At 65.1% G+C, this 20,769-nt stretch carries 17 protein-coding genes; 10 read left to right on the top strand and 7 right to left on the bottom strand.

Annotated features, from left to right (window positions below):
- Positions 1-18: 18 nt before the first annotated feature.
- Entirely contained in the window at positions 19-3,387 is a 3,369-nt protein-coding gene (locus PSO31014_RS01520) for a hybrid sensor histidine kinase/response regulator (RefSeq protein ID WP_150549985.1), read from the top strand.
- Between the two features lie 22 nt (positions 3,388-3,409).
- Here the strand turns inward: PSO31014_RS01520 and PSO31014_RS01515 are convergent, their stop codons facing one another.
- Positions 3,410-4,318: a LysR family transcriptional regulator gene (locus PSO31014_RS01515; RefSeq protein WP_150549984.1), complete on the bottom strand. Its 909-nt coding sequence runs from the start codon at positions 4,316-4,318 to the stop codon at positions 3,410-3,412.
- A gap of 113 nt (positions 4,319-4,431) precedes the next feature.
- Between PSO31014_RS01515 and hmgA the strand changes: the two genes are divergently transcribed.
- Together hmgA and fahA are read left to right on the top strand one after the other, a co-directional pair.
- The gene (hmgA, locus tag PSO31014_RS01510; RefSeq protein WP_150549983.1) at positions 4,432-5,751 is read left to right on the top strand and encodes a homogentisate 1,2-dioxygenase; all 1,320 of its coding nucleotides are present in this window, start codon (positions 4,432-4,434) and stop codon (positions 5,749-5,751) included.
- A 100-nt stretch (positions 5,752-5,851) separates the two neighbouring features.
- Entirely contained in the window at positions 5,852-7,135 is a 1,284-nt protein-coding gene (fahA, locus tag PSO31014_RS01505) for a fumarylacetoacetase (RefSeq protein WP_150549982.1), read from the top strand.
- A gap of 106 nt (positions 7,136-7,241) precedes the next feature.
- Here fahA and PSO31014_RS01500 read toward each other — a convergent pair whose 3' ends face one another.
- From PSO31014_RS01500 to astE, 4 genes are all read right to left on the bottom strand, one after another.
- On the bottom strand, positions 7,242-7,487 hold the full coding sequence (locus tag PSO31014_RS01500) for a hypothetical protein (protein WP_150549981.1): 246 nt from the start codon (positions 7,485-7,487) through the stop codon (positions 7,242-7,244).
- Positions 7,488-7,614: 127 nt separating this feature from the next.
- Positions 7,615-8,793 (bottom strand): AI-2E family transporter YdiK, encoded by a 1,179-nt coding sequence (gene ydiK, locus PSO31014_RS01495; protein WP_150549980.1) that lies wholly within the window; start codon positions 8,791-8,793, stop codon positions 7,615-7,617.
- A gap of 130 nt (positions 8,794-8,923) precedes the next feature.
- The gene (locus tag PSO31014_RS01490) at positions 8,924-10,528 is read right to left on the bottom strand and encodes a hypothetical protein (protein ID WP_174976337.1); all 1,605 of its coding nucleotides are present in this window, start codon (positions 10,526-10,528) and stop codon (positions 8,924-8,926) included.
- Positions 10,529-11,060: 532 nt separating this feature from the next.
- Complete coding sequence (astE, locus tag PSO31014_RS01485) at positions 11,061-12,116, bottom strand: succinylglutamate desuccinylase (protein WP_150549978.1); 1,056 nt, start codon at positions 12,114-12,116, stop codon at positions 11,061-11,063.
- Positions 12,117-12,322: 206 nt separating this feature from the next.
- Between astE and astD the strand changes: the two genes are divergently transcribed.
- The 6 genes from astD (at position 12,323) to PSO31014_RS01455 (ending at position 17,067) form a co-directional block, all read left to right on the top strand.
- Positions 12,323-13,804, top strand: a complete 1,482-nt coding sequence (gene astD, locus PSO31014_RS01480; RefSeq protein WP_150549977.1) for a succinylglutamate-semialdehyde dehydrogenase — start codon at positions 12,323-12,325, stop codon at positions 13,802-13,804.
- A gap of 42 nt (positions 13,805-13,846) precedes the next feature.
- Positions 13,847-15,208 carry an N-succinylarginine dihydrolase gene (gene astB / locus PSO31014_RS01475; RefSeq protein WP_150549976.1) on the top strand — a complete coding sequence of 454 codons (1,362 nt, stop codon included), beginning with the start codon at positions 13,847-13,849 and terminating at the stop codon, positions 15,206-15,208.
- A 21-nt stretch (positions 15,209-15,229) separates the two neighbouring features.
- The gene (locus tag PSO31014_RS01470) at positions 15,230-15,799 is read left to right on the top strand and encodes an NADPH-dependent FMN reductase (RefSeq protein ID WP_150549975.1); all 570 of its coding nucleotides are present in this window, start codon (positions 15,230-15,232) and stop codon (positions 15,797-15,799) included.
- 198 nt (positions 15,800-15,997) lie between these two features.
- Positions 15,998-16,300 carry a DUF1488 family protein gene (locus PSO31014_RS01465; protein WP_017232227.1) on the top strand — a complete coding sequence of 101 codons (303 nt, stop codon included), beginning with the start codon at positions 15,998-16,000 and terminating at the stop codon, positions 16,298-16,300.
- Between the two features lie 193 nt (positions 16,301-16,493).
- Positions 16,494-16,712 carry a DUF2964 family protein gene (locus PSO31014_RS01460; RefSeq protein WP_150549974.1) on the top strand — a complete coding sequence of 73 codons (219 nt, stop codon included), beginning with the start codon at positions 16,494-16,496 and terminating at the stop codon, positions 16,710-16,712.
- A 163-nt stretch (positions 16,713-16,875) separates the two neighbouring features.
- On the top strand, positions 16,876-17,067 hold the full coding sequence (locus PSO31014_RS01455; RefSeq protein ID WP_130026092.1) for a DUF2964 family protein: 192 nt from the start codon (positions 16,876-16,878) through the stop codon (positions 17,065-17,067).
- Positions 17,068-17,102: 35 nt separating this feature from the next.
- Here PSO31014_RS01455 and PSO31014_RS01450 read toward each other — a convergent pair whose 3' ends face one another.
- Positions 17,103-17,852, bottom strand: a complete 750-nt coding sequence (locus tag PSO31014_RS01450; protein WP_150549973.1) for a class I SAM-dependent methyltransferase — start codon at positions 17,850-17,852, stop codon at positions 17,103-17,105.
- A gap of 166 nt (positions 17,853-18,018) precedes the next feature.
- Here PSO31014_RS01450 and PSO31014_RS01445 point away from each other — a divergent pair, with 166 nt between their 5' ends.
- Positions 18,019-19,308, top strand: coding sequence for a TIGR03862 family flavoprotein (locus tag PSO31014_RS01445; protein ID WP_246176185.1), 1,290 nt, complete (start codon positions 18,019-18,021; stop codon positions 19,306-19,308).
- Between the two features lie 79 nt (positions 19,309-19,387).
- Here PSO31014_RS01445 and PSO31014_RS01440 read toward each other — a convergent pair whose 3' ends face one another.
- Positions 19,388-20,551, bottom strand: coding sequence for a methyltransferase (locus PSO31014_RS01440; protein WP_150549972.1), 1,164 nt, complete (start codon positions 20,549-20,551; stop codon positions 19,388-19,390).
- Positions 20,552-20,769: the final 218 nt, after the last annotated feature.

Below are 20,769 nucleotides of genomic sequence, written 5' to 3'. Positions count from 1 at the left end.
TCCGCGTCCGACGCGACGATGACGCGTGACATCGCGATTGCCGGCCGCCTGCTACGTATCGGTGGCTTGCTGGCCCTGCTTTTTGGTATGTCGGTCTGGGTCGCCGTGGTGTCCTACGCGTTGTTCGGCATGGTCTGGCAAGGCGGGCAAAAGACGGCCACGTTCTTTGCGACCGTCGGCCACGAGATCCGCGACGTCGAAATTTTCAACGAGCAGGCCAGTACGATGGCGCAAGCCGCACTGGCGAGCAACGTTCGGCCGGGCGGTGTCACGCAATCACTCACCGACCGGATCCTGAACCCGCTGCTGACCATGCCGGTCGGCACGGCGAAGCGCGTTGCCGGCGTGGGGTTCGATGGCGACTTCCAGATTGTCAAGCTGGCGGAGATCCCGACTGAGCGAGCGCAGCGACTGGCGCGCCTCACCCTTCGGTTGATGATTCTCGATGCCAACTTCTGGAGTGCGCTGGGTGGGCAGGACGAAACCTTCATCATCTCGGCGGATGGCGCGTTTGCCGCTCGCCGCACGTCGTTCGACCTGCAGTCCGTCGGCGCGACGGATCTCGCGCGCGACACCAACGCGATGCTCGCCGAGATCAACAAGGTCGAGCGTTATGCCGCGCGTCGTCCCGCGAGCAACGACGGTCCGTTCTGGACCTACAACTACAAAAATGCACTTTCCGGTTTGACGGCGGTCTCGAGCTTCGTGCCGATTCGCGATCTCGATGGTCATCTGATGGCCTACGTCGGCACCAGCATGGCGCCCGACAGCATTGTGCCGCCGCGGCTGCGAACGCTGGAGCACACGGGCGAGGCCCTCCAATTGGTGTCGGCGGAAGGGTTCGTGGTGGCAAGCGCCGGCGCGTCGCTCTCGTCGTTGGGGCATCTGCGTACGCTCGCCACGTTGCCGCTCTTCGGCGATGCAAAAATGGCGGTGCGATACGACGGCGAGCGTCTGGTTTTCGAGCGTCATCTGGCGTCGTCGCCGTGGTTCGTCCGGTATGCCGTTCGTCCGATAGATTTACTGCAGCAAAATGCCACGCTGCTGATCGGCGCGACGTTGCTGTTGTGTCTCTATGCGGCGGCCGTGTACGCGGGCATGCGCTACATGCGCCAACGGATGATCGAGCCGGCGCGTCGACGTACGACGGCCCTGCTCGAACGAGACGCCTTCACGCAAACCCTGATCGAGACGGCCCCCGTCGGCATGGCGATCATCGATCCGTTCGAGCCCAGTGTGGTGATGAGCAATCCGGCGTACGCGGGCACCGTCGATTTGCTTCGACATCTGGGCGATGGCGAGTTGACGCGCATGTACCGCCAACTGCACAGCGGTGTGGTGGCGCGTCCGGTGCGGCGTTTGCTGAGCGCGATCGACGATGCCGGCGAGCGTCACTACGCCGTGAGCTTCGTCGATACCGTTTTTCGTGAACAGTCGGTGCTCATCGCCACACTGTCCGACGTGACAGAGCAACGCCGCTTCGAACTGGAGCAACGCAAGGCGCGGCTTGCCGCCGAGAGCGCCAATCGCGCCAAGGATGTCTTCCTGACGACCGTTAGCCACGAAATGCGTACGCCGTTGTACGGCACGCTCGCGTCGCTCGAACTGCTGAGCTCGCAGCGTCTGGGCGACGATCATCGCTATTACGTCGATGTGATGGAAAGTTCGACGCGCAATCTGCTCGATCTCATCAACGATCTGCTGGACTATTCCCGCATTCAGGTCGGTCGCTTCGAGCTGAATAGCCGCGATGGCTCGCTGCTCAAGGAACTCGAAGCCATCGGCTTGTCGTTCACGGGACGAGCGCGGCTGCAGGGGCTCACGCTGGACTGGATGATCGACCCGCAGCTCTCGCGTGCCGTGCATACGGATGCGCTGCGACTTGGACAGGTCGTGACGAATCTCGTCGGCAATGCCATCAAGTTCACCGAGAAAGGCTACGTCGCCTTCAGCGCCATGGTGAGGCGTACCGACCCGCAGGGCTGTGACGTGGCCTTCACGGTCAGCGACAGTGGCGTTGGTATTGCGCCTGCCGATCTGGCGGACTTGTTCCGGCCGTTCGGCAAGAGCACGTCGGAGCCTGGCATGCAGCACGGTACCGGACTGGGGCTGGCGATTTCGCATCAGTTCGTGGGTATGCTCGGCGGCGTGCTGCAGGTCGACAGTCAGGAGGGCGAGGGCACCACAATGCGCTTCACGCTGCGCCTGCCCTGGGCATCGGACAGCCAGATGTTGCCTGTCGTCGGGAGAGGCGAGACGTTTGCATATGTGAGCGGACTCGCTCGCCGCCATGCGTATCTCGACGCGTTGATCCGTCGGGCGGGTTACCTGCCGGTCAGGTATGACGACGCGGTATCGTGGTCTTCCGGCAGTGGTCGCGTTCAGGACGCGGGCCTGCTCATGTTTGCCGACGAATGGCCGGTGCGCGGCATGGCGGGCGCGGAGGTCTACCTTCTGCGTTCGACCCCCGTCGATCGTCCAGCCGGCAGCGCCCCCGCGTGGCCGCGCGACATCGCTTTGTTCCAGCAGGCCGAGCTTTGGGATGCGCTTGGCATGGTGTCGGCGCCCGGGCTTGCCGCGAGCGGTGACTTGCAGGGCGCCCCCGGCGCGCAGGCGCGTATCAAGCCGCTGGCCGGGTGGTACGTGCTTGTCGCGGACGATCATCCGATCAGTGGCATGTTGCTGTCCCGGCAGTTGGAAGGACTGGGCGCGATGGTCGATTGCTATCACGACCCGCGCGAGGCGCTTGACGCGTTCGATGCAGAATCGCACATGCTGGTGATCACCGACGCCAACATGCCGCACCTCTCCGGGCATGCGTTGGCTACGCAGATCAAGGCGCGCGCGGCGCATGTACCGGTGATCGTCGCGACGGCTGACGTCACACTGCGCACTGACCGTGATGAGACGTCCCCGTTCGACGCTGTCGTCTACAAGCCGGTGGATGCGCGGTCGTTGTTGCGCGTGATTGAACTGGTCCGGGCGCGCTATCCCTCGCTGTGCATGGACATTGCGCCGCTTCCAGCGTCATCGGATCTGATCGACAGCGCGCCGACGCCGTCGTCCGACTCGACATCGGCGAAGGACTGGCGGCCGCCGCTGTCGGACATGCTCGACACGTTTGTGAAGATTGCCGATCAGGACATTGCCAATTGCCGGGCAGCGCTGGCCAACCCGTCGCGCGACACCCTTCGTCACTCCGCACATCGGTTGCGGGGCGGTTTCATGGCATTCGGGCTGAGTTCGTTGGCGTCGCTTGCGGCGCAGGTGGAGCATCTGGCGCCCCAGGCGTCTGTCGGACAGATGGAATCGGCGTTCGACGTGCTCGACGCTGCGTGGAACGACTGGCTGCGTGCGCAGGGACATGCCATTGCCAACGACGCCTGACGGCAGCGTCAGGCGCTCGTCGTCACGACTCGGCGAAATGCTCCGAAATCAATTGGCGTAGCCACTGATTCCCGCCGTCCTGATGGTAGCGACGGTGCCAGAACACATTCGTTTGCAGCGCGGGCAGCCGGAGCGGCGGTTTGACGAAGCGCAGCCCGAACGGTGCGGCGGCACGCTCGGCAAACTTCTGCGGCACGGTGACCACGAGATCATTGACGCTCACGACGTACGGCACGGCGATGAAGTGGGGGACCCAGACATTCGCGTCGGCCCCGAAGCCGGCCTGTGCCAAGAGTTGATTCACGCGGGCATACGGATTGTCGCCCGTGGCGACGAACAGATGGCGTGCGGCCTGGAATTCTGCGAGCCCTGCATGGGGCGTGTCGAGCGCGTGCCCGATGCGAAACAGGCTCACATATTGCTGACGAAACAACCGGCGCTGGAAGAATGGCCCGGTCAGATCGTCGAATGCGCCCACCGCGAGATCGATGCGCCCCGACGCCATGGCGTCCTTCAGTTCGGGCAACGTCGTCCGGACGGTGCGCAGGTGTACCCCAGGCGCAAGCCGGGTGCATAGATCGACGAGCGTCGGCATGAAGTACACCTCCCCCACATCCGTCATTGCCAACGTAAACTCCCGCTGACTGCTCGCCGGATCGAACGCCTCCCGGTGATTGATGGCGCGCGAGATGCCGGCCAGGGCCACCGAGACCGGCTCGGCGAGCGCCTCGGCGAACGGCGTGGGTTGCATGCCCGCGCCGGTCCGCGTGAAGAGTTCATCTTCGAACGTCTGCCGCAGGCGGGCCAAGCCGTTGCTGACTGCGGGTTGAGACAGGCCCAATTCGCGTGCGGCCTGAGAGATGCTCCGATGCGTGAGTACCGCCTGAAAGACGACCAACAGGTTCAAATCGACGTCGCGTAAGGAAATCATGAGGCAGCGATATTATTCATGTTATGAATATAGTGGATTCGTCTATTTATATCGCAAAATGTCATCGCTTGTCGGACAATGTTTCCATTCGATATCAGGAGACGAGGCCACATATGCGTCAAGCAGACCAAATTCAGGGAGAACTGGGCTATCTGTCCGGCTTTGCCAACGAGTTCGCGACCGAGGCGTTGCCCGGGGCGCTGCCGATCGGGCAGAACTCGCCGCAGCGTGCGCCGTACGGCCTCTATGCGGAACAACTCTCGGGAACGGCGTTCACGGCACCGCGCGGTCATAACCGTCGCTCGTGGGTGTATCGCATTCGTCCCGCCGCGATGCACAAGCCGTTCACCGCGCTTGCGTCGTCGCGCTGGCTGAGCCGTTTCGACGATGTTCCGACGCCTCCCGACCAACTGCGTTGGGATCCGCTGCCGATGCCCGACGTGCCGACCGATTTCGTCGACGCCATGGTGACGATGGCAGGCAATGGTGGCCCGGATGCCGGGCGCGGTTGCGGCATTCATCTGTACGCAGCCAACCAGTCGATGGACGGCCGCTTCTTCTACAACGCCGACGGCGAGTTGCTGGTCGTGCCGCAGGAAGGGCGTTTGCGTATCGCGACGGAATTCGGCGTGCTCGACGTGGCCCCCTATGAAATCGCCGTGCTGCCGCGTGGCGTGCGCTTCCGTGTGACGCTGCCCGATGGGCGCGCGCGCGGCTATGTATGCGAGAACTATGGCGCGTTGTTCCGTCTGCCGGATCTCGGCCCGATCGGCTCAAACGGCCTCGCAAATCCGCGCGATTTCCTCACGCCCGTGGCGGCGTATGAGGATGTCGAAGGCGACTTCGAACTGGTGGCGAAGTTCGGTGGTGCGTTATGGCGTGCCGATATCGGGCATTCGCCGCTTGACGTTGTGGCTTGGCATGGCAACTACGCGCCATACAAGTACGACCTGCGCCACTTCAACACGATCGGTTCGATCAGCTTCGACCACCCGGATCCGTCAATCTTCCTGGTGCTGCAATCGCAAAGCAATGCACCGGGCGTGGACGACATCGACTTCGTGATCTTCCCGCCGCGCTGGCTGGCGATGGAAAATTCGTTCCGTCCGCCCTGGTTCCATCGCAACATCGCCAGCGAGTTCATGGGGCTGATCCAAGGCGTCTATGACGCCAAGGCCGAGGGATTCGTACCGGGCGGCGCCAGTCTGCACAACTGCATGACAGGCCACGGCCCCGATGCGGACACGTTTGAAAAGGCCTCTGCCGCTGACACGAGCCAGCCGCACAAGGTCGACGCGACGATGGCGTTCATGTTCGAGACGCCGGCGATCATCCGTCCCACACGTTTCGCGCTGGAGACCAAGCAGCGGCAGGACAACTACTACACCTGCTGGCAAGGGTTGAAGAAGCACTTCAACCCGAACCAGAAGTAAGCGGCCTCGCGTCGCAACGTCGCCAACCCCTGACACGGCCGGCCGCGCCCTTCGATGGTGCAGAGCCGGCCGATGCGCTATCTCAAACAAGGTATTCCCTATGTCCGCACTCCCGCAAAGCTGGGTCGCGTCCGCCAACACTGGCGTAACCGACTTCCCCCTGCAAAACCTGCCGTACGGCGTGTTCAGCACCGCGTCGCAACCGACGCCGCGCGTTGGCGTGGCCATTGGCGATCAGGTACTCGACCTGGCGGCGCTCGAAGCCGCCGGCGAGCTCAAGGTCGCCGAGGCCGGTGGCGCCACGGTCTTCTCGCAGCCCGCTATCAATACGTTCGTGGCACTGGGCAGCGCGGCGTGGCACGCCACGCGCGCGCGCCTGACGTCGCTGCTCTCCGTGGACGGCGATGCCGCCCTGCGTGAAAACGCTGCGCTGCAGGCTCAGGCACTTGTGCCGCTCGCACAGGTCACGTTGCATCTGCCGGTGCAAGTGCCCGGCTACACCGACTTCTATTCGTCGCGAGAGCACGCGACCAATGTGGGTAGCATGTTCCGCGATCCGGCCAACGCGCTGCTGCCGAACTGGTTGGAAATCCCCATCGGCTATAACGGTCGGGCCAGTTCGGTGGTCGTGAGCGGCACGCCGATTCATCGCCCGAACGGACAGATCAAGCTGCCCGATGCGCCGCGCCCGATTTTTGACGCCTGCCGCAAGCTCGACTTCGAACTCGAAACCGGCTTCATCGTTGGTCGTGACACGTCGCTGGGCGACAGCCTGAGCGTGGACGCCGCCGAAGCGGCCATCTTCGGGATGGTGTTGCTCAACGACTGGTCGGCGCGCGACCTGCAGCAATGGGAGTACGTGCCGCTCGGCCCGTTCAACGCAAAGTCGTTCGGCACGTCCATCTCGCCGTGGGTGGTGACGATGGAAGCGCTCGAACCGTTCCGCGTGGCCGGCCCCGAGCAGAATCCGCAGCCGGTCTCGTACCTGCAGCAGCAGGGCAAGCATGCCTTCGACATCGCGCTTGAAGTGCTGCTGCAAGCCGACGGCGACACGCAGGCGACGTCCATCTGCCGCACCAACTTCCGTCACATGTACTGGAGCATGGCGCAACAGTTCGCTCACCATACGGTCTCAGGCTGTAATGTGCGCGTGGGCGACCTGATGGGCTCGGGCACGATCAGCGGCCCGACGCCGGACTCGTTCGGCAGCCTGCTCGAACTGACGTGGAACGGCAAGAACCCGATCACGCTCGCCAGCGGTGCGAAACGCACGTTCATCGAAGACGGCGATACCGTGGTGATGACCGGCTGGTGCCAGGGGGATGGTTACCGCGTGGGCTTCGGCGAAGTCTCGGGCCAGATCCTGCCCGCGAAGGCGAGATAAGCGGGAGCGGCGTGATGTGCGGACGTATGCCCGGAGGTTAGCCGGGCGTATTGACGGATGCACCCGCGACGCGTCGTTCCGGTTCCCCGGGCGGCGTGTTTTTCGTTTATGGCCCTGGCGAAATCTCGCAGATGTGAGTGTGATCGAGGTGTGCCGGCGACAGTCGTTGCCACCACGGATTGATGCGGCCGACGATCAGGCTCGCACTCACGCGGCAACGCGTGGGTGTATAGGCGAGTTCGTTGCCGACCCGGCGTAACAGCGGCGGGTCGCCGAGACGGGCGCGGTGCGGCACGCGCAGCGAGCGCCGCGCGCGCGCAACGGGTAGCGGGGAGGCGGTGGCGTGTGACATTTGATATTTCCCGGAATCATGTGAAGACGGGAAATATTTAGCCACGTCGCGGCGAGCGGCGACAGGTGAAGCAATCCGAAAAATGCGTCCGATGGGCGTGACAGCCCACCGTCGCAGACAGGAGCAATCATCGACGTTTGTCGTCCGGCACTGCCGGGGGCTCGGCCGCCACCGGGCCAGTCGGCGACGCCTCCGACGCAGGTGCGGCGGACGTTGGCGCCGCCGGTGCGCCGCTCGGCGACAGTGGCGGACGGGCCAGACCCTCATTGATCCACGCGTTCAGCAGCGTATAGGTCACAGCCAGAATCACCGGCCCGACGAACAGGCCAACGATCCCGAACGTCAACATGCCCCCGAGTACCCCCGCGAGAATCAACGTCATCGGCAGATCGGCCCCCCGGCGGATCAGCATCGGTCGCATGACGTTGTCGAGCATGCCGATGAAGACCGAGAGCACCAGCAGCAGCGTGGCGAGCGTCGGACTGTCCTGCCAGTAGAGCCACGCCACGCTTGAGAGCAGCACGGGGAACGGACCGATCTGGGCGATACAAAGCACCAGCATCAGCGCCGTGAGGAAGCCCGACAGCGGCACCCCCGTCAACCACAGGCCGAGGCCACCGAGCAGCGACTGCGTCACGGCCGTGACCACGATCCCGAGCGCCACCGCGCGAATCGACATTCCGGCAAGCCGGACCGATTCTTCTCCCCGATCACCGCCGAGGCGCCGCGCCATCCGAATCAGCGCACGCGCCGCGCGCTCTCCTTGCATAAAGAGGATGCCGGAGATGATCAGCGTGAGGCCAAGGTGAACCACGAGCAAGCCGATCGACCCCAGCTTCGTGAATCCCCACGACGCTGCCTTGACCGCATAGGGTTGAATCCGCGCGACGAGACCGCCGGGGCCGGCGGCTGCAAGCGCCTGCCACTCTTCGGTGGCGCGCTGGCCGACTACGGGGATGCGGATCAGCCAGTCGGGCGGCATCGGCAGGCCACGCTGCCCGATGGAGTGCACTTGCTCGCTGATGTCGGACGCGTGCCCGATCAGCGTGCCGATCGCGGCGGACAGCGGCGCGACGACGATCACGAGCATCCCGAAGATCATGACGGTGGTGGCGAGCCACCGTTTGCCCCACAGACGGCGTTGCAGACCAACGAGCAATGGCCAGGTCGACGCGACGATCGTCACCGCCCAGATGAATGCCGGCAAAAACGGGAGCAGGACCCATAACGTACCGATCATCAGCAGGCTGAGCACGAGAATCACGAGCAGGTTACGGGCGAGTTCGCTCGGGGTGGTGGAAAGCATGGTCGCTCCGACAGGCAGGGGGGCGAACGCGCATCAACACGCGTCCGGACGTACAGGTTGCACGAGGTGTGCAGGTGAGAAGCACCATGCCATGCCTGCGCAGGCACGGCAAGTGCGCCGCGCAGCCGCCTCATAGGGGTGTTGTTTCGCGGGGCTCGTCGTCGGAGTCGTCGGATGATGCGCTGGGCCACCTTGTACGGCGCAGCGGTGGGCTCAGCGCGCCGGGCGCCGTCGTCGTGCCGTGTCGGCGTGACCCCGGCGGGCGAAGGCTCGCATGCCCGTCATCGACGTGGCGGTTGCCCGCGAAGGGCGGCGACGCGGTGTGCGATGCGAGGGGGGCGGGGAGGGCGCGGATGGCGAGCGTCGGCGTTGGGGCGTTGTTGTTGACTTCCCCGGTAACGGCGCCGTGCGGGCTGTTGGGGCGCATCGACATGGCGCTTGCCGTCGATACGCCCGAGTCGGCCATCGTGACCACCGTGATGGTGCTGATTTTCGGTCGCGGTGCACGACGTTCGTGCGCAGTGCGAATGTCCTCGCGCTGCGCGGCGCTATGGCCGATCGAGAAGATGAGGCCGATGAGACCGTAGAGCACGTCGAGCACTGCAAAGACATGCGCGTCTTCCACCAGACTAGGAGAATCGTCGCCAGGCGTGAGCTGCGTGGCGTTGAAGGCATCGGCGCCGTCGTCCCATCGCGTGGCGTTGTCGCGACCATGGCCGTGCGCCGAGCCGTCGCCCATCCAGGCAAGGTAGTAGAACGTGGCCGTGAGCGCGAACCAGATGAGCCGGGGCGGGGCAGAGCGAAGCATGCCACGGACATCGCGGACGAACGCCTGCAGGTATGCGAGCCCTTCCCGGTCGTCGGGCTCACGTCGTGCGGTCTCGAGCAGCAACTCGGCCAGATTGTCCTGCGTGAGGATTTGCAGGCTGGCGTTATGCCGACTCGTGCCCAACTGGTGGATGATAGGCAACAGCGTCAATCCTGGGATGGGCGCCAGTGGAATTTCCAGCGCCGCGTGGAGGGTGTCGCCGAATCGCCGGGTGAAAATCCCGGGACACCAGCGTGACACGCCGCGTTCGATGCCGTATCGCGCCCCATTGCGCAGCACCCCGTAACAAAACACGAAGCCGAGCACTTGTGCAAAGGCCGCCCGATAAGGGGTAGAGAGGATCGCGCTTAGCCCTTCCAGGTCAGGCGCCGGCGTCGTGCGCGCGATCCGGTTGCGATACTGCCGCTGGGTCACGTTGAAGCCCGCCATGCCGAGCAGATTGATCAGCACGATCGCCAGCGCGGCCACGGGCGGCCAGAGCGGCGCTTGGGAACCGGTGGGATCGGTCGTCTCCGTCAGCAACGAGGCGAGCGTCGACCCGACGGCGAACGGCAGCGCGTCGCGCAGGGTGCCGATGCAGAACGCGCGCCAGGAGAACACCGGTCGCTGCTCGCGCAAGAGCGCTTCCAGACGATCGCTCACATCGCCGACGTCGAACCCATGGAGGGCAAGCGTTCGGGCCTGGCGATGCAGATGCGTGTGCAAGGTCTCGTGCCATGGTTGCATCGCCATGTCGCTGGCCGCTGGCAGGTCGTCAGGCCAAGGAGGCGCAAGCGGCGTGAGTGGGGCGCGCCATCCGTTGGTGACGGCGGGCGGACCCAACGCATTCAGGGCCGGCAAGGCAACCTCCTGCCATAGCGCATCGAAGATGCGTAGCGCGCGGCTTGCGCCCGGTCCCGCGTACATGTCGATCGTGAATGTGGGGGCGTCGACTGTCGACGGCCGAGTCGGGGCGGCGGGGGCCGAGGACGTTCGGAGTACGGGGCGTGGTGCGAGTGCCGCAGGCTCTCTGAGTGTGCCTGGGCTCGGGCACGCGTACGTCAGCGCCATGGGAGCGGTCGGCGACCCGGCCGCGAGGCCGGCCTGCGCGGCAGCTTGCTGGGCGCGCGCGAAATCCTCCTCCAGCGGGGTGACGGGCTCGCGTCGCTCGGCGTCGGTCACCTCGGTGGTTGCGAGCGGGGTATCAGGCGCAAGAAGGATGGTTGGAAGGCACGAGAAGCAGTTGCGGAGCATGGCGTCGTGGGCAGGACTAGGCCGGCGGCGAGATGCCGGGCCTCAGACAGGAAGGGACGAAATGAAGCGGGCGATGCTACGCCCGTCTGCCCTTGACGGCCACGCCTGAACAGTCGTTTGAAGTCGTTCATTCGCGAAGTTGCGTAGCGGCTTCAGGCCATTCCGCGATGCGCGATCAGGCATTGACCGTGCTTTGCATCACACGTTACGCATCGGGCACGACCATGACCCCGGCACGCAGTCCGTTCGCGACATCGGGATTGGGAAACACGATGCGTTCCTCCGGATGCGAAACCGTATAGGTGGTCTCGCCGTCGCGCGCCAGCACGGTGCCGGCGACGTAGGGCGTGAAGTTCGGTGTGTCGGCCGGGACGTCGAGCACGAATGCGTCCGTGCGGCGCACGATCTCGGCGGCCACGCGAAAGCGTCGGGCGCGCGGCACCTTGCCGTCATCGCGCTTGCCCATCTGCGCGCCGGACAACCAACGGCGCAGGGCGGCGTCGATGCCGGCAAAATCGTCAAGACGGTTTTGCCCGAAAGGCGCGACTTTTCCCAGCTCGAGCGTACAGCTCTCGGCGCCGAAGTTCGCACAGGTGTAATACGAGAACGTGACGGACGGCTGCTCGGTCAACATCACCGCTTCGATATCGGCCGCGGCAAGTGTCTCGATCCAGTCGTCGCTTGCTGGACGCTGCGGCGGACTCGGCACCACCGCGAAGCGGGGGAAGAGTGACGCGCGAATCGCCGTGTGCATGTCCACGTGCCGACGCAGGCGACGTGCGTCGCGCGTCTCGGCGAAGAACTGCGCCACGATCACTTCGAGTTCACGCGCGCGCTGCACGGCGGGCGACTCCGCACGCTTGGCGTGAGCGCCCTGGAACAGCCGGTTCAGGTCGTATTCAAGATAACGCTTGCCGGCACGTACGGCGTCCGGGTTGCCAAGCACGACGAGCACACGCTCGCGCAACGTCAGGCGGCCGTCGGCAATGTCACGCAGAATGCCGTCAACGATCTCGATCGGAGCGGTTTCGTCGCCGTGAATCCCGCACGAGAGGATGGCGTCGAAGCGTTGACCGCCAGGCGCGTCGATCGTGCCGGTGACCGGGTCCGCGTCGGCGGGTGTCAGTTCGAGCATCCCTTCAGCGTGGCGTTGCCAGCGTACGCCACAAGGCTCGATACCTTCGCTGGGGACACTGTCGTGCGATTCGCGCACGTCGCTTAGCCAGTGGCGCAGGGCCGAACGATTGGCGTCGGTCATCATGAAGGATCTCCAGAAATGCAGACTCGTATTTTATGCGCGTCGTTGGCCGGTTCGGTGTATCACGTCGCCCATGCAGGGCAACGCCCTGTACATGCGGTTTTGCCGGTCTGTTCGGCGTGCGCGCATTGTTCCGGCGGTCGAATCCGTGTCATCATGATCCGCATCGCACGCCGTTCCATCGAGCGTGGCCTTGGGGATTGCCGTTCATGACCGATCTGTACGTCGAAGGTGTCTGGCGCACTGCCAACGGAGCAGAATTCCGCACGCTCGATCCCATGTCGGGCGATGTCGTTTGGCAGGGCCGTGCGGCGGACGCGGCCGATGTCGACACCGCCGTCCAGGCCGCGCGTCGTGTGCAGCGCGATTGGGCGCGTCGAAGTGTCGACGAGCGACTGGCCGTATTGCAGCGCTTCGCAGCGATCGTGACCGCGCAAACGGAAACGCTTGCCGACGCCATCGGTCGAGAGACCGGCAAGCCCCTGTGGGAAGCGCGCACCGAAGTGGCGACGATGGCCGCGAAGGTCACGCATTCGGCGAAAGCCTACCAGGAGCGCACGGGTGAGCGACGCAGTGCCGTGGCGGACGGGCAGAGCGTCGTGCGCCATCGGGCGCATGGCGTGATGGCTGTTTTCGGACCGTACAATTTCCCCGGGCATCTCCCTAACGGGCATATCGTGCCGGCGCTACTCGCGGGCAACACCGTCGTCTTCAAGCCCAGCGAACTGGCGCCCGGCGTGGCCGATAGAACGATGCAGTGCTGGATCGAAGCGGGCCTGCCGCCCGGGGTGTTGAACCTCGTGCAGGGCGGGCGCGAGACGGGGGCGGCGCTCGCCGCGCATGACGGTATCGACGGGCTGTGCTTCACCGGCAGTTCCGCCACGGGCCGCGCCCTGCATCGGCACTTCGCAGGGCGGCCCGGCACGCTCCTTGCGCTGGAGATGGGCGGCAACAATCCGCTGATCGTCGATACGCCTGCCGACATCGACGCTGCCGTCCATGTGAGCGTTCAGTCCGCTTTCCTCTCTGCAGGGCAACGTTGCACCTGTGCCCGACGCCTGCTCGTGCCGCGGGGGCCGCAGGGCGACGCGTTCATCGAACGGCTGGCGTGGGTGACGCAACGTATCGTCGTCGGACGTTACGATGCCGATCCGCAGCCATTCATGGGCGCGGTGGTGTCACTTCAGGCGGCGCGTCGCATGACGGCGGCCCAGGCCGACCTGGTGACGCTTGGCGCCCGCTTGATCCTTCCGCTCGCCCAGCCGGACGGTCGCTCGGCATTGCTCACGCCGGGGCTGATCGACGTAACGTCGCTGGCCGCGCGCGATGCGCTACCCGATGAAGAGTATTTCGGCCCGTTGCTCCAGGTGCTGCGCTACGACACGTTCGACGAGGCTCTCGCGCTGGCGAATCGCACGCGTTATGGGCTGGCGGCCGGTCTGGTGTCCGACGATCCCGCGCGTTACGAACAGTTTCTCGCCGAGATCCGCGCGGGCATCATCAACTGGAACCGGCCGACGACGGGCGCGGCCGGGGCGGCCCCGTTCGGGGGCATCGGCGAGTCCGGCAACCATCGTCCCAGTGCATGGTACGCGGCCGATTATTGTGCCTACCCGATAGCCTCGATGGAAGCCTCGCAGGTGACCCTGCCCGAGCCCCTCAGCCCTGGCCTGGACTTTGCCGCGTGCTGATCTTTCGATATCGACTTGTTTTCCGCTTTCCTAGGAATGGATATGACGCGTTTTGCCCTCGAAGCCAACTTCGATGGACTGGTTGGCCCCACGCATAATTATGCGGGGTTGTCGTTCGGCAACGTTGCCTCTGCAAACAACGCCAATCGCGTATCGAATCCGCGCGAGGCAGCGCTGCAAGGGCTGGCCAAGATGAAGGCGTTGGCCGATCTGGGCTACGCCCAGGGTGTCTTGCCGCCGCAAGAGCGTCCGTCGGTTGCCTTGTTGCGCACGCTGGGCTTCTCCGGCAACGACCGGACGGTCATACGCGAGGCGGCTCGTACTGCCCCCGAGTTGCTGGGGGCGGCGTGTTCGGCCGCGAGCATGTGGACGGCCAACGCCGCCACCGTCAGCCCCTCCGCGGACACGGCTGACGGCCGGGTGCATTTCACGGCGGCCAATCTGTGCAGCAAGTTGCACCGCGCGTTCGAGCACGAGACGACGTCACGCGTGCTGCGTACCGCGTTCCCGGACGAAGCCCGCTTCGCCCATCACGACGCCTTGCCGGGCTGGCCGTCCTTGGGCGACGAGGGCGCGGCGAACCATACGCGGCTGTGCGGGGCCTACGGGGAGCGCGGGGTCGAGTTCTTCGTCTACGGACGAGACGATCTGGCGAGCGCGCCAGTACCGCGCCGGTTCCCGGCACGCCAGACGCTGCAGGCGAGTCAGGCGGTTGCCCGTCTGCATGGGCTGGCGGCAGACGACGTGGTGTTCGCGCAGCAGCATCCCGACGCCATCGACGCCGGCGTCTTCCATAACGATGTGATCGCCGTGGGCAATGGCAACGTGTTGTTCTGCCATGCCCGCGCGTTCGTCGATCAGGCGGCGGTGCTTGCGACGCTTCGCGAGCGGCTGGCGGCCCGGGGCACCTCGCTGGAGGTGGTGGAGGTCGGCACGGACGACGTCTCGATCGAGGACACCGTCGGCAGCTATCTTTTCAACAGCCAGTTGCTTGCGCGGGCACCCGCGGCGGACGGCGGGATGTCGCTCGTGGTGCCGCAGGAGTGTCGTGAGCGCCCGGCCGTGTGGCGCTTTCTCGAATCGCTGGTGGCCAGTGGTGGTCCGATTCGCGAGTTGCATGTGTTCGACTTGCGCGAGAGCATGCGCAACGGCGGCGGGCCGGCGTGCCTGCGTCTGCGTGTGGTGTTGACCGACGACGAGCGCAAGGCGACCCACCCGGGGCTCTGGATCGACGATGCACGGTACGCCACGCTCACCGAATGGGTGAAGCGGCACTATCGTGACCGGTTGGCACTGGGTGATCTCGCCGACCCGGCCTTGCTCGACGAGAGCCGCAGTGCCCTCGACGACCTGACGCAATTGCTCGACCTGGGCAGTCTTTATTCATTTCAACGCGGCGCGTAAGCGCCATCGGGAGTCGACGCGATGACGACGATCATTGGTTTGTCCGGCAGCCTGCGCAAGGGCTCATACAACACGGCGTTGCTGGCGGCGGCGAAGGCGGTGGCGCCCGCTGGCGTCACGTTGGACATTCGCACATTGCATGGCATTCCGCTATATGACGGCGACGTGGAAGAAAGCGAGGGAATTCCAACTGCCGTCGCCACGCTGAAGGACGCCATTGCACAAGCCGATGGCTTGTTGCTCGCTACGCCGGAGTACAACAACGGCATGCCGGGCGTGTTCAAGAATGCGCTCGACTGGCTATCGCGGCCCCCTGCCGATAGTGCGCGAGTGTTCCGCGACAAGCCGGTGGCGGTCATGGGAGCGTCGCCCGGTGGCTTCGGCACGATTCTCAGCCAGAACGCGTGGATGCCGGTGCTGCGCACGCTGCAGACCACGCCCTGGTGGCAAGGGCGCCTGATGGTGTCGCGCGCGAACAAGATCATCGACGCCGACGGGAATCTCCAGGACGACGCCGTTCGTCAGCAGCTGGCGGCGTTTGTCTCGGGATTCGTCGAGTTTATCGAGCATAGAGAGGGCGAGATTGGATAATTACTGATAAAAATCAATTGGTTGCATAAAATTTCTCGTGTAATGGATGCGATAATGGGACGTGCGGAGCCTGGTCCAATCGTCAATGGCGAACCGATAAGCGATGCGACTCACGGATTGTTGGGCGATGCACTATGCTGAATGCAACGTATCGGCCGATACGTCGAACGCGTCCTTTCGTCAACCGGGGGTGCAGCCATGCAAATCGAGTTTCCGGATCACCGTCCCGTATTCAACTATGAAGATCTGACGATTGAGTTCGCGGTTGTCGTCAATGGCCGGCCGATCGACTGCGCGGTGTCGGCCGAAGCCTTGGAGGATCATTTCGGCGCCTACTCGGCGCGCGCGGACGATTTGTTGCATGCCTTCGAACACGGGCGAACGGATATTCACGCGCTCACGCGTGAATATCTGACGATGGGGCTTTCGGGCCCCGTATTGTTACGCAGCGGGCACTTTCGCTGGGTGCGCGAAGCCCGGCGGCAAGCCGCGCGGCGCTGATCGACGCACATCGTCGTTTATCAACGGCTTCCCGCCATGGGACGACTTCTCGGTGCCGAGTTGATTCGCGTCAAACCCGGGAATGTTTCGTCATACGACGCAATAGGCGAGCCGCAAGGATCGGCGTAAGCTGGCATTGCCGCTCGGGAGGTTACGTCAGCGGCACCCTCGTCGATTACGATCAGGAGCCGCTATGGGTTCGGAATTTCGCGTCGTCATCGCCTCGGTGGCGGCCTTCATGACGCTGGCCGGCGCGTTCGCCACCATTCACGGTTTGCTTTACGACCAAACGCACGTCATGAAAGGCGGCGTGGTGACGGTGCTGTTCGGCATTCTGTTCATCGTGGCGATGCTCACGCCTTGGCCGAGCGACGACGAGCGCGAACGCAAGGATACCCAGGGCAAGCCTTGAGTCGGGGTAACCGTTTGGTTCGCCGCGTTCTACACTGCTAAGTGAGGGACGCCGTCGAAGTCAGCCGAAAGTCGTGCAGCCCCGACCGGGCAAGCCCCACGTCGGATCGATTTCCCCGCATGAAACGCTTCGCAACGCGCGTGGTCTCGTTGCGAGGTGCCGTATGTGTTCCGATACCCGCGTCGTGATTGCCTCCATCGCCGCATTCGTGACGCTGGGCGGCATATTCGCCACCATTCATGGCCTGCTGTTCAACCTGCCGGAGGTGTCGCGCTACGGCGTGGCCGCGGTTTTGGCGGGGGCGACGTGCACGGCCACGATGCTTATTCCGTGGGGTTCGCGCGACGAGTCGTGACGCGACGCGCCGACAGGCGCATCCGCGCGGGCACTTTAGCCCACCGGGTTGGCGAGGCGTGCCCGCAGGCAAAGGAAGGCGGGTGCTTGCGACAGTTCGCGGTAAAGCCGTGGGTCGACGGCGGCCATCTCCGGCAACGGCAGCGGTTCGACCATGCGGTCGAGTTGCCAGCCCGCGTCTGCCGCGGCATTCAGAATGTGCGCGAGCGGGCGCCGGTATGACTCTACATAGGGCTTCGGCTCGCCGAAGCCACTCCAGTACATGCCGAATCGCGTGACGTCGAAGTAGGGGCGGTTGCGCCGGGTGCGCTCGTCGAGCCAGTCGCGCATCGGATGCCCCATCGACCAGACGAGCATCGCGCCGGGCTTGGCAACCCGGGCGAACTCACGAAACGTCGGTCCGAGGTCTTCCACGTAATCGAGCGCGAGGGCGCTGACGATGGCGTCGAAGCGGTGGTCAGCCAGCGTGGCGAACGGCGCGCTCAGGTCCTGCACGTCGAACGTTGCCGCCAGTCCTTCGCAGCGCTTTCTCGCCAGTGCGATCATCTCCGGGGTGACGTCGATGCCGTGTACCGTCGCCCCTTGCTCGGCGAGCCACGCACTGTTGATGCCCGGGCCGCAGCCGGCATCAAGGACATGCAGGCCGTGGACGCTGCCGAGCAGGTGGCGCGTGGCAGGGCGCTCGTACAAGGCGTTATGCGGTTTGCTGACGGCAATCTCGGCGTAGCGCTCGGCAAAACCTGCGTAAGCGGTACGTCCGATCGACGCGAGATCGGCTGACGACATGCGCGACTCCAGGGGGAAGCATGGACGGGGGGCGATTGTAACGCCAAAGAAAGGACGGTCTGCGGGGGCTGTGGGACAATAGTGGCCTTCGCCGCCGCGTCTGTGAGCATTTTGCGACCGTCCGACGTTGTGCGACAGCCGTGATTCCGCGACATCATTCCCAAGCATGCCCCCATCCAGCGTTTCTCTCTCGCCGTCCGACACTTCCACCCTTGCCCCCGCCGAGACGATCGACGTGGCCGTGATCGGCGCGGGGCCTGCCGGTCTGATGGTGGCCGAGGTGCTGTCGGCGGCGGGGTGGCGCGTCGATGTGTACGACGCCATGCCGTCGGTCGGGCGCAAGTTCCTCATGGCGGGCAAGGGCGGTATGAATCTCACGCACAGCGAGCCCGCAGCGCCGTTCGTGGCTCGGTATGGCAAACGTGCGGTCGCGGTGGCGCAGTGGTTGCGTCGGTTCAGCGCGGACGATGTACGCTCATGGGCGCATCGGCTGGGCATCGATACCTTCGTCGGCAGTTCCGGTCGCGTTTTCCCCGTCGATATGAAAGCGGCACCGCTGTTGCGGGCCTGGCTTACCCGTTTGCGCGCGGCGGGCGTGCGGCTGCATGTGCGGCATCGGTGGCTGGGCTGGGACGCGCGATCGCCGGCCGGTCCGGACGATTTGCGGTTCGCAACGCCCGGGGGCGAGCGCCGGGTGCGGGCGAGGGCGGTGGTGCTGACGCTGGGCGGCGCGAGTTGGCCGCAACTCGGCTCGGACGCCGCCTGGGTGACGTGGCTGCGCGATCACGGCGTGGCTGTCGCACCGTTGTTGCCGGCCAACGCGGGCTTCGAGACGGACTGGACGCCGCACATGCGCGAGCGGTTCGCGGGCCATCCGGTGAAGTCGGTCACGATGACTTTACGTGACGGCACGACGCGCAAAGGCGAGTTTGTGATCTCGGCGCACGGTATCGAAGGCAGTCTGGTGTATGCGTTGTGCGCGCCCATTCGCGATGCGATTCGTGCCGAGGGCAGCACGCAGGTCTATCTGGATCTGTTGCCGGACTGGCGTCTCGAGCGTGTCGCCGAGGAAGTGGGTCGGCCGCGAGGCTCGCGCTCGATGGCGAGCCATCTGCAGAGTCGCCTGGGGCTTGCGGGCGTGAAGGCCGCGCTGCTGCGCGAGTGCCTGCCGCGTGAGGCGTTCGACGATCCGGCGGCGTTGGCCGCCGGCATCAAGCGTTTGCCGTTGACGCTGTTGCGCACGCGCCCGATTGCCGAGGTCATCAGCAGTGCCGGGGGTGTCGCGCTGGAAGCGCTTGACGCGCGCTTGATGGTGAAGACTTTGCCCGGCGTGTTCTGCGCCGGGGAGATGCTCGATTGGGAAGCGCCCACCGGCGGCTATCTGCTCACGGCGTGCTTTGCGAGCGCGTGCGTAGCAGGCGACGGCGCCGCGGCCTATCTTCAGGCCCAGCGCTGATAACACACGACCGCCGGCGGCGAGGTGGCCGCCGGGCGTGGTCTACGTGAACCGAACGTCAATCGGGATCGCAGACCCGTCATGCCGGACGAACGCCGAGACGCCACAACGACGTCACTTCGGCGGCGCGTGCCGCATGCAGCGGATCGTTCGCGTCGCCGGCCTTGGGATGATGCGGGCGCACGTCGTGACGCGCGAGCACCACGAGACCGGCGCCGTGAATCCACGAGAGCAAGGTCTCGCGCGTGCGCAAGCCCAGATGTTCCGCCAGGTCGGACAGCACCAGCCAGCCTTCGCCGCCAGGACTCAGGTGGGCGGCGAGCCCGTTCAGGAAGCCCTTGAGCATCTGGCTGTCCGGATCGTAGATCGCATGCTCGATGGGCGCGTTTGCCTTGGCCGGCACCCACGGTGGGTTGCAGACGATCAGCGGTGCCTTGCCCTCGGGAAACAGGTCGGCATCGACGATCTTTACGGCGCGATCGAAACCAAGCCGCGAAATGTTCTCGCGCGCACACTCCAGGGCACGGGCATCGCGCTCCGTACCCACGACCTGCTGCACGCCGCGACGGGCAAGCACTGCGGCAATCACGCCGGTGCCTGTGCCAATGTCGAACGCCAACGTCTTGGCCGGCAGCGGCGCCTGGTCGATCAGTTGAAGATACTCGCCACGTATGGGCGAATACACGCCGTACCAGGGGTGAATCGACGCGGCCAACGCCGCAATCGGCACACCCTTCTTGCGCCATTCATGGGCCCCGATCAAGCCGAGGATTTCTCGCAGCGATGCCACCGAGGGGGTGGCGTCCGGCGCACCCCAAGCTTCGGTGCACGCCTCGCGAACGTCCGGCGCGCGGCGCAACGGAATGCCATAGTCAGCGTCCAGCGGTATCAGCACCATGCCAAGAATGCGAGCACGCTGCGCTTGCGCCATCCGATACTTGTGGAAGGTGTCGGCCGGGCTGACGACCACCGCCTCGCCCTTGGCCGAAGGCTTGCGACGCGGACGATGCGGCGGACGATCTACCCGCCGCGCCATCGCCTGCAGTAACTGACGCGCATTCTGGTAGTCGCCTCGGTACAGCAGCGCCGTTCCGCCACAGGCAAGATGATAGGCCTCGTCGGCCGTCACGGTGTCGTCAACGACTTCCACTCGGTGCGGCGGCGTTACGCCCGCTTCGGAACGCCAGCGTGCAGTGACGGGGCGACCGTCTTCGGTCCAGGCTAGCGTCGGGGTAGTGTTCATGCGATGTCTTCTGAATAGCGTGGCGGCGCACGGAAGCTTGGGCGGGACGCCCGCCTGTGACGGGAGCCTGCCTCGGTCGGCAGATCAACCTCTGTCGGGAAGCCTGCCCCAGACGGACCGGAGCCCCTTTCCGCCTCTCAAACATAAACCCAACTCGCTGCAGAAAGGGGCTCCGGTCCGTCTTCGTCACTTCCCTCAGGATGCGCCGGAAGCCCGCA

The organism is Pandoraea soli (assembly GCF_902459595.1).
Lineage (GTDB): Bacteria > Pseudomonadota > Gammaproteobacteria > Burkholderiales > Burkholderiaceae > Pandoraea > Pandoraea cepalis.
This window is presented reverse-complemented; position numbering and strand designations above follow the sequence as displayed.